This is a genomic window from Methylobacter sp. BBA5.1, from assembly GCF_000746145.1.
In the GTDB taxonomy this organism is placed as follows: Bacteria; Pseudomonadota; Gammaproteobacteria; order Methylococcales; family Methylomonadaceae; genus Methylobacter; species Methylobacter marinus.
Genome location: NZ_JQKS01000017.1, coordinates 83,160 through 95,777, shown reverse-complemented (window position 1 = coordinate 95,777; position 12,618 = coordinate 83,160). Strand labels below are relative to the sequence as shown.

Below are 12,618 nucleotides of genomic sequence, written 5' to 3'. Positions count from 1 at the left end.
TCAGCCCCCTGCCCTGGCGATGACGTAGTCCCAGAACGGATTGGCGAAAATCAGGATCATCGAGATGACGAAACAGTAAATGCCCGTGGATTCAACCATCGCCAGGCCGACGAACAGCGTGCGCGTGATCGTATTGGCTTCGTCGGGCTGCTGGGCGATGGCGCTCAGTGCCTGGGCGACGGCGCGCCCTTCGCCGAGCGCGGGTCCGATGGCGCCGATGGCCATCGTCAAGCCTGCGGTAAAAACCGATACCATGCCGATCAGACTGATTTCATTCATGTTGTACTCCTTAAAGTTAGCAAAGCGACCGCGACATCCCGCCATTAATCCGCCTGATCGCCGGAGGTTGCCGAGGCGATATAAACCATGGCCAGGATCGAGAAAATATACGCCTGTATGGAGCCGGTCAGCAAACCCAGCACCTGCATGACCACCGGAAAAAAGAACGGCGTCAGGCTGATCAGGATGCCGGCCACCACCGTGCCGCTCATGATGTTGCCATACAGCCTGACCGCCAGGGCCAGCGTGCGCGAAAACTCGCCGATGATATTGAACGGCAACATGAACACGCTCGGGCGGGCATATTGCTTGAGATAGCGCCATAATCCCACCTGGCTGATGCCGTATGCCGGCACGGCGACAAAGACGCAGATGGCCAGGGCGGTCGTGGTCGAAAGCGAGCCGGTCGGCGGCAGATAGCCCGGCACCACGGCCAGCAGGTTGGACAGAAAGATAAACAGGAATAAGGTGCCGATCAGCGGCAGATAGCGCGCGGGATTCTGCTGGCCGATTTCGTGGATTTGCTTGTTGACAAAAAACACGATGACTTCCAGCAGATTCTGAAATCTTGATATAGGCGCGTCGATCGACAGCCGGCGGGTAATAAGGAAACTGCCTACCGTCAACAATGCCATGACCAGCCAGGTAAACGCCAGCGTGGCATTGATTTTAACAAAGCCGTATTGCCATAGAATGATCTGGTCAGGGTTGTTAATCATTTTTGTGCCCTTGTCGAGTTGTCATCTATCCTGTGGGGGCGACTTCGGTCGCCCTTTTTTCTCCGAACAGGCGACTGAAGTCGCCCCCACAATAGTGTTCCTCCCCATCCAACTCTCACTACCAGGAGAAGGCGCTTTAATGCGCCTGATCAATAGCAACCGGACGCCGACAAATCCCACCAGGCACAACAGCACAGACTGCCAGCTCCATCTGATGACCGCATAAAACCCGGAGGCGACCAGCGCATTGCGCAGAATAAAACTGCCCAGCATCCACAGAGCCGGATGCCTCGCCGTTGGCAAACGGCGTACCGTGAACCAAAGCCCGCCAAAATAACAAAATCCCAGCACAACGCCCCAGAGCATAATACCGGCATACAGGTAAACGCTTTCAGTCACGGTCGCGCTCCTTGCCGATCCAGCGCCAGGCGTTCATGCAGCCCAGCGCCACGCCGACGAACAGTAAGGTTAAGGTCCACGACACCTGGCCGGGCCACTGCCGGTCGATCCACAAGCCCAGGGCGATGCCGGCCAGGGTCGGAATCGCGATCGACCAGCCGATCAGCCCGAACATGCCCAGGCCGAACCAGACGCTATGGCGTTTGTCTCGGCGTGCCTTGAGCTTGCGTTGGGCCTGCCGGTCGACCGACTGGCTGATTTTATCGCCCGGGGCTTCAGGTTTGTGTTTGTTCATCATTATTCCTGCATCTGCGTGAACCGGCGCAATACGCCGGCTTCCAGCCTGGCCAGCGCGCTGCGGGTCAGTCGCTCGGCCTCGTCCTGTTGCTTGAAGCGTTCCTCGACCGTTTCGCGCAGGGTCGCCAGATCATCGCCGCGCACCGCGTTGGGCGTCGAAATCAGCACCTCGGCGCCGCATTTGACCAGGATCCCCTCATCGACCGCGATAAACACCTCTCCGCCTGTTTCCGGGACATACATCAGCAAGCCCGGCACCAGCGCGGCAACGAAATCGACGTGGCGAGGCTCCAGGCAGAATGAGCCGTTCCCGGCTTCGGCGATGATCTTCCGCACCGGTTCGTCGATCAGGATCTGGCTAGGCAGCAGCAGTTTTAGTCTCACGGTTTACCTCGTCGATCGTGCCGATCATGTATAACGCCTGTTCGTCGGTCCGGGCGAATTCATCGTTCAGTATGCGTTCGCAGCCGGTCAGCGTATCGTTCAGACTGACCAGGCTGCCCTTGCGCCCGGTGAAATGCTCGGTCGTGGCGAACGGCTGCGTCAGAAAGCGCTCCAGCCGGCGCGCGCGGTTGACCGTGGCCCGGTCGTTTTCGCTCAGTTCCTCCAGGCCCAGCATGGCGATAATATCCTGCAATTCGTCATATTCGGCCAGCACCCGGCGCACTTCGATGGCGATCGCGTAATGGCGGTCGCCGACCACGGCGGCATTGAGCATTTTGGAGCGCGAGGCCAACGGGTCGACGGCCGGGTAAAAGCCCTGGCTGGCACGCTTGCGCGACAGCACGATGGAGGCCGACAGATGGCCGAACACATGGGTGGCGGCCGGATCGGTAAAATCGTCGGCCGGCACGTAAACGGCCTGGATCGAGGTCATGCTGCCGTTGGCCGTGTTGGTGATACGTTCTTCCAGTTCCGCCAGCTCGGTCGCCAAGGTCGGCTGGTAACCGACGCGCGACGGAATCCGGCCCATGAGCCCCGAAACCTCGGAGCCGGCCTGAATAAACCGGAAGATGTTATCGATCAGCAGCAGCACGTCGCGCCGCGTCTCGTCGCGGAAATACTCGGCCACGGCCAGCGCCGTATGGCCGACGCGAAAGCGCACGCCGGGCGGTTCGTTCATCTGGCCGAAAATCAGCACCGAATCCTTCAGCACGTTCGCCTCGTCCATGGTGCGGTAGAGTTCCTCGGCCTCGCGGCAGCGCTCGCCGATGCCGCAGAACACGCTGACGCCGCGGTAATGGCCGACCATGTTATGGATCAGTTCAGTAATCACCACGGTCTTGCCGACGCCGGCCCCGCCGAACAGCCCGGCCTTGCCGCCCCGCTCCAGCGGCACCAGCAGGTCGATGATTTTGATGCCGGTCTCGAACACCTCGGAGGCGGTGCTGCGTTGCGCCAGCGACAAAGGCGGCTGGTAAATGGAGCGGTTGTGTCCGCCGGCTATGGCCGGCTTGCCATCGATGGCCTGGCCGAACACGTTGATCATGCGGCCCAGCAGCGCCTCGCCGACCGGCACGGACAGAAAGCGGCCGGTATCGGTCACGGGCGCGCCGCGCTCCAGCCCTTCGGTGGAATGAAAGGCGATGCAGCGCGCATCGGTTTCAGTCAGATGGCCGGCGACTTCGAGCACGATATCGCCCTCCGTGCCGGCCAGCAACATTTGATTGATGCCGGGCAGCGCCGTCGTGAAAGCGACGTCGACAATGCTGCCCTTGACCGATTTAACGCGGCCCGTGGCAGGGTTTTGATGAGATTCGTTAGCATCGGTCATACATCAAGCTTGTTTGTTAGTTAAACGCTGGTCAAGGTATTTTTACCACGAAGGCCATGAAGAACACGAAGGTTTTAAGGATTAAAAACGCTTTTTCCTGATAACACGCAACCTTCAGTCTGGTTTCTATTCGTTCCCGCGTTCCTGCGTGGAAATGCATATCGAGGCTTCGGGGCGACCGGTATGGATTCCCACGGAGGAGAGACTGTGAAAGAATTAGTGAAAAACGTCATAAAAAGCCTTATTCACCACGAAGATCACGAACGACTGCAGGGATGCAGGAGGTAGAGCAACGCAGGAGCAGTTGCCGAGGATACGAAGAAAAAATTAAGTTAATCAATAGCTTAAAACTTCGTGCTCTTCGTGTCCTTCGTGGTTAAATCCTTTAAATTGAATACTTTCACAGTCTCAGGACCGTGGGAACCAGAAGGCCATCGGTTTCAATGCCTATGATGCCTGAGCGCTTGCCTCGCCCTGGTGCCGGTCGCGCGCCAGCAGCAGATAAAAAGGCGGCACGATGAATAAGGTAAACAGCGTGCCGCCGATGCCGAGGCCGGTGATGACCACCAGGCCGATATCGAAGCGGCTGGCGGCGCCGGGTCCTGTCGCCAGCAACAGCGGCACCATGCCGACCATGGTCGATACGGCCGTCATAAGAATTGGCCGCATGCGAATCATGGCCGCCTGTTCCACGGCATCGTGTTTGGACAGCCCTTCCCGGATCTGCAGTTGGTTGGCGAATTCAACGATCAGGATGCCGTTTTTCGCCGTCAACCCGATCAGGGTGATCAGGCCGATCTGCGTGTAGATATTGATCGAGGCAAACCCCAGCATCAGAAACGCCAGCGCGCTGGCGATGGACATCGGCACCGAGGTCATGATAATGAGCGGATCGCGCCAGCTTTCGAACTGTGCGGCCAGGATCAGATAAATCACCAGCAGGGACATGAAAAAAGTGATGACCAGTTCGCTGCCCTGCTGCGCATACTGGCGCGAGACGCCTGTGTAATCAAAGGTGTAGCCGCGCGGAAACACGTCGCGGGCCAGTCGCTCCAGATACGCCATGGCGTCTCCCAGGGCGATGCCCGGCTGCGGCGAGCCTGAGACCGTCAGGCTGTTAAGCTGCTGAAACTGGGTCCGCTTGCTGGGTTCCACCGATTTTTCGATGTGAACCAGCGATGACAGCGGCACCTGGCCGCCCGATTCCGTGCGCAGGTAATAATCCCTGAACTTGCTGGTATCGAAGCGGGACAAGTCGTCCACCTGGGGTATGACTTTGTAACTGCGGCCCTGCAGATTGAAGCGGTTGATATAGCTCTCGCCCAGCAATGCCGCCAGATTGCGACCGATTTCCTCCATCGAGATGCCGAGATCGGCGGCCCGGTTGCGATCGATCACCAGCGTGGCCATGGGGCGGGTGAATTCGACTTCCTTCATCAGAAACGAAAACTGCCCGCTGCCCATGGCCGAGTTTACCAGCTCATCGGCAAGCTGATCGATCTGCGCATAATCGGCATCGCTCTGTATCACGAACTGCAGCGGCAGGCCGCCGCCCGATCCGGGCAGGCTCGGGCGCGGAATCACGGCGGTCTGGAAACCGGCGATGTCATTGACCTTGTCCTGCAGTTCCGGCTGGATATCCATTTGCGAGCGCTGGCGCTCGGTCGTCGACGGCATTTTAAAGCCGCCGAACACGACGTTGTCGTCGCCGCCGAAGCCGAGCAGCACGAAGCTTTCGTAATATTCCGGAATGGTCTCGAAGGTGTTGAGCAGTTCCCGTGCGTAAGTCTCGTTATATTTCAAGGTCGCGGTCTGCGGTCCCGTGGCCATAAAGAACAGGATGCTCTGGTCTTCCGTGGGCGCCAACTCTTTCTGCGACAGCGTGAACATGAAGTAAATGCTAATGATCACGACCAGCGCGAAAACCGGCAGGATGGACGCGAATTCCAGCACAGGATGCAGCAGGCGCCGGTAACGCTCGGAAAGGCCGGTAAACAGGCGCTCGACGATGTGCTCGAAGCGGCCGGACGTGCCTTTTTCCTTCAGTACCTTGGAACTGAGCATGGGGGCCAGCGTCATCGCCACAACGGTCGATACGATGACGGCCCCGACCAGTGAAAACGCAAATTCGGTAAACAAGGTCCCGACCAGGCCGCCCATGAAGCCGATCGGCAAATAGACCGCGGCCAGGGCGACCGTGGTTGCGATGACCGGCAGCACCAGTTCGCGCATGGCATCGATCGCGGCCTGAAAACGCGAGCTTCCCAATTCAATATGCCGGTGCACATTTTCGACGATGACGATAGCGTCGTCGACGACCAGGCCGATCGCCAGCACCATCGCCAGCATGGTCAGCAGATTGATCGAAAAGCCCATCAGCAGCATCAGAAACGTGCCGCCGATCAATGACAGCGGCACGGTCACCGCCGGCACCAGCGCCGCGCGAAAAGAGCCCAGGGACAGATAGATAACCACCAGCACGATCACGACCGCGGCAATCAGGGTAAAAAACACTTCATCGATCGAGTCCTGAATGAACTGGCTGGCGTCGTAAGGCACCAGCACCTGAAGCGCTTCCGGCAGTTCCGACTTAAGCTCGTCCAGTGCTTTTCGCACATCCTGGGCGACCACCAGCGGATTGGCGCCCGGTGCCTGTTCGATGGCCATGAAGATGGCATCCTTGCCTTTATACCAGCTGACCGAATCGTAATCCTCGCTGCCCATTTCGGTATGGGTGACGTCGCCAAGGCGCACCAGGGTGCCGTTGCGATTGCCCACGACCAGCCGCCGGAAATCCTGTTCGCGCGCGACGTCGGTGGTGGCGCTCAGGTCCATCATGACGTAATCGCCCTTGGTCTGGCCCGCGCCGGAAAGATAATTGTTGGTACGCAGCACCTCGGCGACATCGTCGGCGGTGACGCCCAACGCGGCCATGCGTTGCGGGTCCAGCCAGATGCGCATGGCGAAGGTTTTATTGCCCAGCATCTGCGCCTTGCCGACGCCGGCCACGGCCTGCATCTTCGGCTGTATCACGCGCAGCATGTAATCGCTGATCTGCGCCGGCGCCAGCGTTTCGCTGTATAAAGCCATGTACATCAACGCCGTCCGGTCGCCGGTCTGCGAGGTGATGACCGGATCTTCGGATTCTATCGGCAGGACATTGCGCTGGCTGGCGACCTTGGCCTGGATTTCGGCCACCGCCGCGTTCGGATCGTAATTCAGGCGCATGTGCGCTTCGATCGTGGAGCTGCCCTGGCGGCTGGTCGAGGACAGGTAATCGATGCCTTCGGCCTCGGCGATCGCCTGCTGGAGCGGCGTCGTGATAAAGCCCTTGACCAGATCGCTGCTGGCGCCGTGATAGACCGTGGTGACGGTGACGACGGTATCCTCGGTCTTGGGATACTGGCGCACGTCCAGTACCAGGATCGACCTGAGGCCGATCACCAGAATCAGCAAACTGATGACGCTGGCCAGTACCGGCCGCTGGATAAACAGGTCGGTGAATTTCACGGCGTGTTCTCGCGTTCGCCGGGCGCCGGCCTGTCATCGACGCGGACCGGCATGTCGTTGCGCAATTTGACCTGGCCGGCGCTGACCACGCGTTCGCCGGCCTGCAGCCCTTTGACAATCTGTACGCGACCCTCGCGCGTCTCGCCGGTTTCAATCTGCCGGCGCTGTACCGTCAGGCCCTGCTCGCCGGACTCGACCACGAACACGGAATCGCCGTAAGGGTTGTAGGTAATGGCCGTATCGGGCAGCGTCAGCACTTCCTGTTCCTGGCTGGACAGGACCCGTACGTCGGCAAACATGCCCGGGCGCAGGATGCTGTCGGGATTGGCCATTGTCGCGCGCAGTTTGATCGACCGGGTTTCGATGTCGATGGCCGGGTTGATGGCGCTGATCGTGCCGGTGAAGATTTTGCCCGGATAGGCCTGCACCGTCAGGATCAATTGCTGGCCGATTGTCAGTCCGGCCAGATGCTGTTCGGGCAGCGTGAAATCGACATAGATGGGATCGAGCATTTGCAAGGGTACAATCGCCGAACCTTCGGCCAGATACTGTCCGATATCGACCAGCCGGATGCCGAGCTTGCCGTCGAAAGGCGCACGGATGTGTTTTTTGGCGATTACCGTCAGCTTGGCCTTGACCGCCGACTGGGCCTGGGCCAGCTGCGCCTGATTAAGATCATAATCGGATTGGGAAATGAATTTTTTGCCGATCAGCCGCTCGCTGCGCTCAAACCGGACTTTCGCCAGCTGCGCATCGGCCTGCAAGCCCCTGAGTTCCGCCTCATCCGTGGAAGTATCCAGTTCGAGCAGCAACTGGCCTTTTTTGACCGACTGCCCCGACTCGAAATGAATGGCCGTGATCTTGCCGGCCAGTTCGTTGCTGACGTCAACGCCGGCAACGGCAACCAGGCTGCCGACGCTGGTCAGATAAGGCTGCCACCGTTCCCGTTTGACTTCGGTAACGGCCACGACGGCCGGCGGCGGCGCTTGCATTTGGCTTAGCGCCAGCCGGTCCTGATAAAATTTCCAGCCGAACAGTCCGCCGAAAATCAGCACGGATAACGCAACGATAAGGAGAATTCGTTTGATCATGGATTCCTATAATGAATGTCCGTTTTGCAGCTCAAGTGCGGAAAAATGGACTCATTATAAGTTTTTCTGGCGAGCTCGACTCAAGGTTTTTTATTAAATCCGGCCTTTTTCTTCCGATGCCGAACGGTCTCTTTTCAGGGTTGCTGCGCGCACCGGCTATACTCTGCCCGGCCCTCTAACGACCAGATTGTGCTTGACCGACTTCACGTTCGGATCGCGGCGCACTATTTCCAGCGCTCGGGTGACCGCGATTTGTGAACTTACTGTGCCGGTAAGCGTGACCACGCCGTCAGTAGTCGAGACGCGAATATCGGACAAGGCCAGGTGCGGGTCCTTAAGCAGTTCGGCCTTGATGCGGACGCTCAGGGCGGCATCGCTGATATAGCCGCCGGCTTTTTCGGTCTGTTCGTCCAGCGACTCGCGGGTATCGTCCATAGTCTCGGCCGCTGTTGTTGCGGCCTGATCAACCTGTCGTCCGGTCCGCTCTCCGACTCTGTCCTGAGCGCAGCCGGCCAGGCCGGCCGCCATGGACAAGGCGGCAGTAAGGACTGTGTTTGATAAGTTCGCATTCTTTGTTTTCATGGCATAGTCCTCGGCATGTGTTTAAGAGCACAAAACAGCCGTGGCATCCTGGGCCTTTCCCCCCGGATGAGGAAAGGGAATGCCCGGGTTATTTTGTGTACATTCGTCAAGATTATAAAACACGCTCCTGCCCGGCAGTAATCCTTGAGGATTACTGCCTATGCCAATCGGTTCGGCGGCCTGCGCCTATAATATGAGCATAATCAAAAGAACGATCAGTATTACCCCGAGTATACCGCTAGGCCCATAACCCCAGCTTCGGCTATAAGGCCAAATGGGAACCACGCCCAGGATAATCAAGACTAAAATGATCAATAATATAGTTTCGGGTGTCATGGCGTTTCTCCTTTAAAACGTGAACGTCAATATGAATCGTCGCGGTACTGCATTATGTAATCCACGCATAAAACCTACTGCTGCATCAATCCCAGAATCCCGACGATAATTAAATAAATAGCCACGAAATAATTCAAAAACCTGGGTATCAGCAAGATTAATATCCCTATTATCAAGGACAGAACAGGCGTGATAGTCATAGCACTCATGGAAATCTCCTTATTTAATCAATTACTTGCATCACACTACGTAAACCCGAAATTAGTCTAGCTCTATAATTGAATTCGGTCTGTACAATACCGCACATAACACTGTTTTTTTCAGGGATTGAAATTTTCGGGATCGCTGGACTCGGTTAGGAACGGGAATGTAATGATGCAGAAAATGTAGGAGTTTCAGGTGCACAACGGGTTATCGGAGGACCGCTGGCCATAGGTGAACCGTTGAGCAAGGGCGAACACACAGGTTCGCCCCTACGTGTCTGTTCATTTTACAGCCGCCTGTGCCGGAGGCTGCCGCTGCTGCCGCGCTGTCGTTGAAAGGAGACCGCCCGGCCTTGTCTATCGTTGTGTTGGCTATTGCCCTCTGCCCCCATGTTGCCGTCCGTCAATTTGTCATTCCCTATCGATGCCACTGCCGCCTGGTATGGCGTCCCGCATCATGTTATCGCCGCCTGGGGCGGTGGTATCCCTGTTGATATTTTCACTGCCGGGAGCGGGAGTCTCCATTTCTTCGGTGCCCGGACTGGGATCCATACCCTGCCTCATTCTATCCCTGCCCCGCTCCATGGTTTCGCTGCCCTGCTCACGCAGTTTGTCCGTATAACCGGAAGACGGCTCGGTATCCCTGCCGACACCCTGTCTTTCAGTACCTTGCGTTCTTCCCGGTTGACTGCCTTGACCTTGAATGCCTTCGGATTGCATGGGCTGATTACCCGAGCTCTCATATTCCCCGGCGTACAGTGGATTGCCCACATAAATCAGAGCGATGCCTAAGAGCAAAGGCAACCAGAACTTTTTTTGGCTAAATTCGGCCGTATTCATGCGGAAAACCGTTTCTGGCCTTGTAGCTGCTGTATTCGATGCTCTGTCTATGATTTTCATAATAGTTTCCTCTTGAGAACGTTGTAGAACCATCTGTGATCAAAAAAACAGTGTCTGACGCAACATGGCTGAGCGGACTGGATTTGGCCGCTGTCAGCGGGAATACTATCCATCGGGATTTATAGACTTTCTCCTTCAATTGTTAAGGCTTAATGGCCATTCGTATCGGGACTTGCCACGAATTAGCTCATCGATAGATTCACCCGGGTAGGTTTTAAAAGCTTAGTTACGGAACTTGCCAAAGTCAGTGCGCTGTCGCACATAAATTATCGACTGATTCCCTTAATGCGGGATATCGGGAATTTGAGCAAGATAAAACCCTTCATCGCAGTCCACCGCTTGTTTACGGCTTGGAATACGATCGCCTTCCATGCCATATCAGCGACAACACAATCCGCTCTCTTTTCTTAGCCCGAATTCAGGTTATCTACCGGTATTGGATTCAAGGGTTTATCAAAGCGATTTTTTTCGACTCCCGACGAAAACGCATAGACCGTGAACAACCGCGGTACGCAGCTTACGTCGGGATAAATAAATAGTCGGTGCAATATCGACCAGCAATTATGGGATCATTCCAGGATAATGACCTCATTTGATCCCACGTTCACATCGCCGGTAACATTCACAACAATACCCTCCTTGCCCCTGTTATTCGTATCCAGCAGCTCAATGTAATTGCCGGTGATTTCTATCCTGTCGGATTTAACGGTATCCTCGGTTCTAACGGGCACCTTGATTCCGACAAAACCGAAATCCTGGGAATGCGTTATGGTGTTGTCTATAATCCGCAAATCCGTGCAGGAAGCGCAACCGATGCCTATATTGCCGACATTGGTTACTTTATTGTCAGCGATAACCACATTGCTGAACGATTCCTCTGAAGCATAGCCCGGATCAACGCTGATGCCCCAGCAGGTTTGATGGGCGGCGCCAAGATCTTCATAAACCGTGTTGTTTTTAATCGTCAAATCCGTTACCACACCGTGAACCACCAGGGAAACCCCATAGCATTTGCCTTCCACGATAGCGGCTTTATATAACGTATTGTTGGAAACCGTAATGCCATAATTATCTTTACCCCCAATGTAGATATTATGATTGAATATTTTCCGCTCGAACCCATTGTTAGTGAACTTATTATTATGTATCAGGCAGTCATTGCAGCCGCCCAGCCACCCTTGTCCCTTGTTATTAATGATGCTTGAGTTTCTTAATACGATGTGTTCGTTAACCTGATTGGCGCCGGGATTGGGGGCATTGGCGCCCGCGGAATACATACCGATAGAAAAGCCATCGATGGTCACGCCCTCAACGGTTACATAATCCACGTCATTGAACAGGAAAATGCCGTTACCGCTGCCGTTTCCCTTGAGCGACAGGTTCCTGACCACATAGCCTTCGTCATGATCGGCCGGACCGCCATCCTGGAAATTCAATACCCCGTTGGCGCCGCTGCTTGAAATTACAGGCAATATGTCGGTACAGGAATTGCTGTTTGAAGAATTATTGTTCCCGGAAGGTCCGTTTGGAGGTATATAGTCAGCTATTGTGCAAGGCGCATCCGGAGTACAGTGCTGATTAAACAGCCGGGGATAAGAGGAAGTAAAGGTCCCGCCCCGGCAAAATAAAATGGCATCGCCGGCATTTAAAGCGCCAAACTTCGACATGGCATAATCATAGGTTGACCATGGTTCAAAAGGCGATAGGCCGGAATTACTATTGTCGCCATTATTACAAACATAATAATTCTGTGCCTGTACTGCCCCGGAAAACAGGCAAAGGAATAACAGGCCGGCTTTAAGCATAGAGGAACATTTTTCTGTCATATCCCATGACCGTTTGATATCGGCGAGACCATCCTTATTCAATCCGATAGCCGTCAACGGGTTTTCAATGATTGCTTTCGATACGTTGTCTGTCGCGTTCATAATAGTTTCCTCAATTGAGAACATTGTACAAATCAAATGTGATCTAAAAAACAATGTCTAACCGCATCACATAGTGATTGCCGGGCGGTTTGTGTTTGTCCGTTAAAAACAGCAAGACCGCCAATACATCGGGGAATAAATCAAAATACGCACTCTAGAGACTGTGGATGAATTAGCCTCTTATGCCGGGATTCCGCAAAGCGCTAACCCAGCCTACGCGCTAAGCCACAGGGATGTGGCGAATGTCGAAAACGCAGGGTGTAGGCTGGGTTGATAAACCCGGCATTTCGAAGCCCTTTATGCCGGGTTTCCGCAAAGCTCCAACCCAGCCTACACGCTTTCACATTCTCTCAGACCATAACGCTAGTATGCGCTTCAAAGATAAGACGCAAAAAATGCGGAAGTCCGTGCGCTGCCGCACATTCAAAATCGCATCTATCTACTATCAGCTCTATCTGTTCAACTGGATCATCATGATCGATAAGCCATTGAAAAATATCGTCCTGATGAATTTCAGGAGCAATATCGGAGAATTTTGATCTGGTTTGACAAAATGCAGCCAGCCGCGACGGTTATTTCTGTCGATTCCTCGCGTCGAAT

Annotated in this window: 14 protein-coding genes; 1 reads left to right on the top strand and 13 read right to left on the bottom strand. The window is 55.4% G+C overall.

What is annotated here, in order from left to right; genetic code table 11:
• The 13 genes from EK22_RS11865 to EK22_RS11815 all read right to left on the bottom strand — a co-directional run bounded on the left by EK22_RS11865 (nucleotide 1) and on the right by EK22_RS11815 (nucleotide 12,018).
• Nucleotides 1–279 (bottom strand): F0F1 ATP synthase subunit C, encoded by a 279-nt coding sequence (locus EK22_RS11865; RefSeq protein ID WP_020161365.1) that lies wholly within the window; start codon nucleotides 277–279, stop codon nucleotides 1–3.
• Between the two features lie 44 nt (nucleotides 280–323).
• Nucleotides 324–998: a F0F1 ATP synthase subunit A gene (locus EK22_RS11860; RefSeq protein WP_020161366.1), complete on the bottom strand. Its 675-nt coding sequence runs from the start codon at nucleotides 996–998 to the stop codon at nucleotides 324–326.
• Between the two features lie 21 nt (nucleotides 999–1,019).
• On the bottom strand, nucleotides 1,020–1,397 hold the full coding sequence (locus EK22_RS23190; protein WP_020161367.1) for an ATP synthase subunit I: 378 nt from the start codon (nucleotides 1,395–1,397) through the stop codon (nucleotides 1,020–1,022).
• A complete protein-coding gene (locus EK22_RS11850) occupies nucleotides 1,390–1,695 on the bottom strand; it encodes an AtpZ/AtpI family protein (RefSeq protein WP_020161368.1) in 306 nt (101 codons plus the stop codon). Before EK22_RS11850 ends, EK22_RS23190 begins: the two co-directional genes overlap by 8 nt.
• Nucleotides 1,695–2,078 (bottom strand): F0F1 ATP synthase subunit epsilon, encoded by a 384-nt coding sequence (locus EK22_RS11845; protein WP_020161369.1) that lies wholly within the window; start codon nucleotides 2,076–2,078, stop codon nucleotides 1,695–1,697. Before EK22_RS11845 ends, EK22_RS11850 begins: the two co-directional genes overlap by 1 nt.
• Complete coding sequence (atpD, locus tag EK22_RS11840) at nucleotides 2,053–3,468, bottom strand: F0F1 ATP synthase subunit beta (protein WP_020161370.1); 1,416 nt, start codon at nucleotides 3,466–3,468, stop codon at nucleotides 2,053–2,055. Before atpD ends, EK22_RS11845 begins: the two co-directional genes overlap by 26 nt.
• A 447-nt stretch (nucleotides 3,469–3,915) precedes the next feature.
• A complete protein-coding gene (locus EK22_RS11835) occupies nucleotides 3,916–6,978 on the bottom strand; it encodes an efflux RND transporter permease subunit (RefSeq protein ID WP_036251148.1) in 3,063 nt (1,020 codons plus the stop codon).
• Nucleotides 6,975–8,069, bottom strand: a complete 1,095-nt coding sequence (locus EK22_RS11830) for an efflux RND transporter periplasmic adaptor subunit (RefSeq protein ID WP_036251145.1) — start codon at nucleotides 8,067–8,069, stop codon at nucleotides 6,975–6,977. The genes EK22_RS11835 and EK22_RS11830 overlap by 4 nt, the downstream gene beginning before the upstream one ends.
• 156 nt (nucleotides 8,070–8,225) lie before the next feature.
• On the bottom strand, nucleotides 8,226–8,651 hold the full coding sequence (locus tag EK22_RS11825; protein WP_036251142.1) for a BON domain-containing protein: 426 nt from the start codon (nucleotides 8,649–8,651) through the stop codon (nucleotides 8,226–8,228).
• 186 nt (nucleotides 8,652–8,837) lie between these two features.
• Complete coding sequence (locus EK22_RS23675) at nucleotides 8,838–8,987, bottom strand: DUF3309 family protein (RefSeq protein ID WP_020161374.1); 150 nt, start codon at nucleotides 8,985–8,987, stop codon at nucleotides 8,838–8,840.
• A 74-nt stretch (nucleotides 8,988–9,061) separates the two neighbouring features.
• Nucleotides 9,062–9,196 carry a DUF3096 domain-containing protein gene (locus tag EK22_RS23670; protein WP_020161375.1) on the bottom strand — a complete coding sequence of 45 codons (135 nt, stop codon included), beginning with the start codon at nucleotides 9,194–9,196 and terminating at the stop codon, nucleotides 9,062–9,064.
• Between the two features lie 405 nt (nucleotides 9,197–9,601).
• Entirely contained in the window at nucleotides 9,602–10,090 is a 489-nt protein-coding gene (locus EK22_RS11820) for a hypothetical protein (protein WP_152565087.1), read from the bottom strand.
• 569 nt (nucleotides 10,091–10,659) lie between these two features.
• Nucleotides 10,660–12,018 (bottom strand): right-handed parallel beta-helix repeat-containing protein, encoded by a 1,359-nt coding sequence (locus EK22_RS11815; RefSeq protein WP_051961869.1) that lies wholly within the window; start codon nucleotides 12,016–12,018, stop codon nucleotides 10,660–10,662.
• A gap of 242 nt (nucleotides 12,019–12,260) precedes the next feature.
• On the opposite strand from EK22_RS11815, the gene EK22_RS24265 reads away from it, so the two are divergent.
• A complete protein-coding gene (locus EK22_RS24265) occupies nucleotides 12,261–12,557 on the top strand; it encodes a hypothetical protein (RefSeq protein WP_036294834.1) in 297 nt (98 codons plus the stop codon).
• Nucleotides 12,558–12,618: the final 61 nt, after the last annotated feature.

Bases quoted from the DNA above. Each gene is read 5' to 3' on its own strand.
- EK22_RS11865 (WP_020161365.1), bottom strand. From the start codon at position 279: ATGAATGAAATCAGTCTGATCGGCATGGTATCGGTTTTTACCGCAGGC.
- EK22_RS11860 (WP_020161366.1), bottom strand. From the start codon at position 998: ATGATTAACAACCCTGACCAGATCATTCTATGGCAATACGGCTTTGTT.
- EK22_RS11850 (WP_020161368.1), bottom strand. From the start codon at position 1,695: ATGATGAACAAACACAAACCTGAAGCCCCGGGCGATAAAATCAGCCAG.
- atpD (WP_020161370.1), bottom strand. From the start codon at position 3,468: ATGACCGATGCTAACGAATCTCATCAAAACCCTGCCACGGGCCGCGTT.
- EK22_RS11830 (WP_036251145.1), bottom strand. From the start codon at position 8,069: ATGATCAAACGAATTCTCCTTATCGTTGCGTTATCCGTGCTGATTTTC.
- EK22_RS11825 (WP_036251142.1), bottom strand. From the start codon at position 8,651: ATGAAAACAAAGAATGCGAACTTATCAAACACAGTCCTTACTGCCGCC.
- EK22_RS23675 (WP_020161374.1), bottom strand. From the start codon at position 8,987: ATGACACCCGAAACTATATTATTGATCATTTTAGTCTTGATTATCCTG.
- EK22_RS23670 (WP_020161375.1), bottom strand. From the start codon at position 9,196: ATGAGTGCTATGACTATCACGCCTGTTCTGTCCTTGATAATAGGGATA.
- EK22_RS11820 (WP_152565087.1), bottom strand. From the start codon at position 10,090: ATGAAAATCATAGACAGAGCATCGAATACAGCAGCTACAAGGCCAGAA.
- EK22_RS11815 (WP_051961869.1), bottom strand. From the start codon at position 12,018: ATGAACGCGACAGACAACGTATCGAAAGCAATCATTGAAAACCCGTTG.
- EK22_RS24265 (WP_036294834.1), top strand. From the start codon at position 12,261: ATGTCGAAAACGCAGGGTGTAGGCTGGGTTGATAAACCCGGCATTTCG.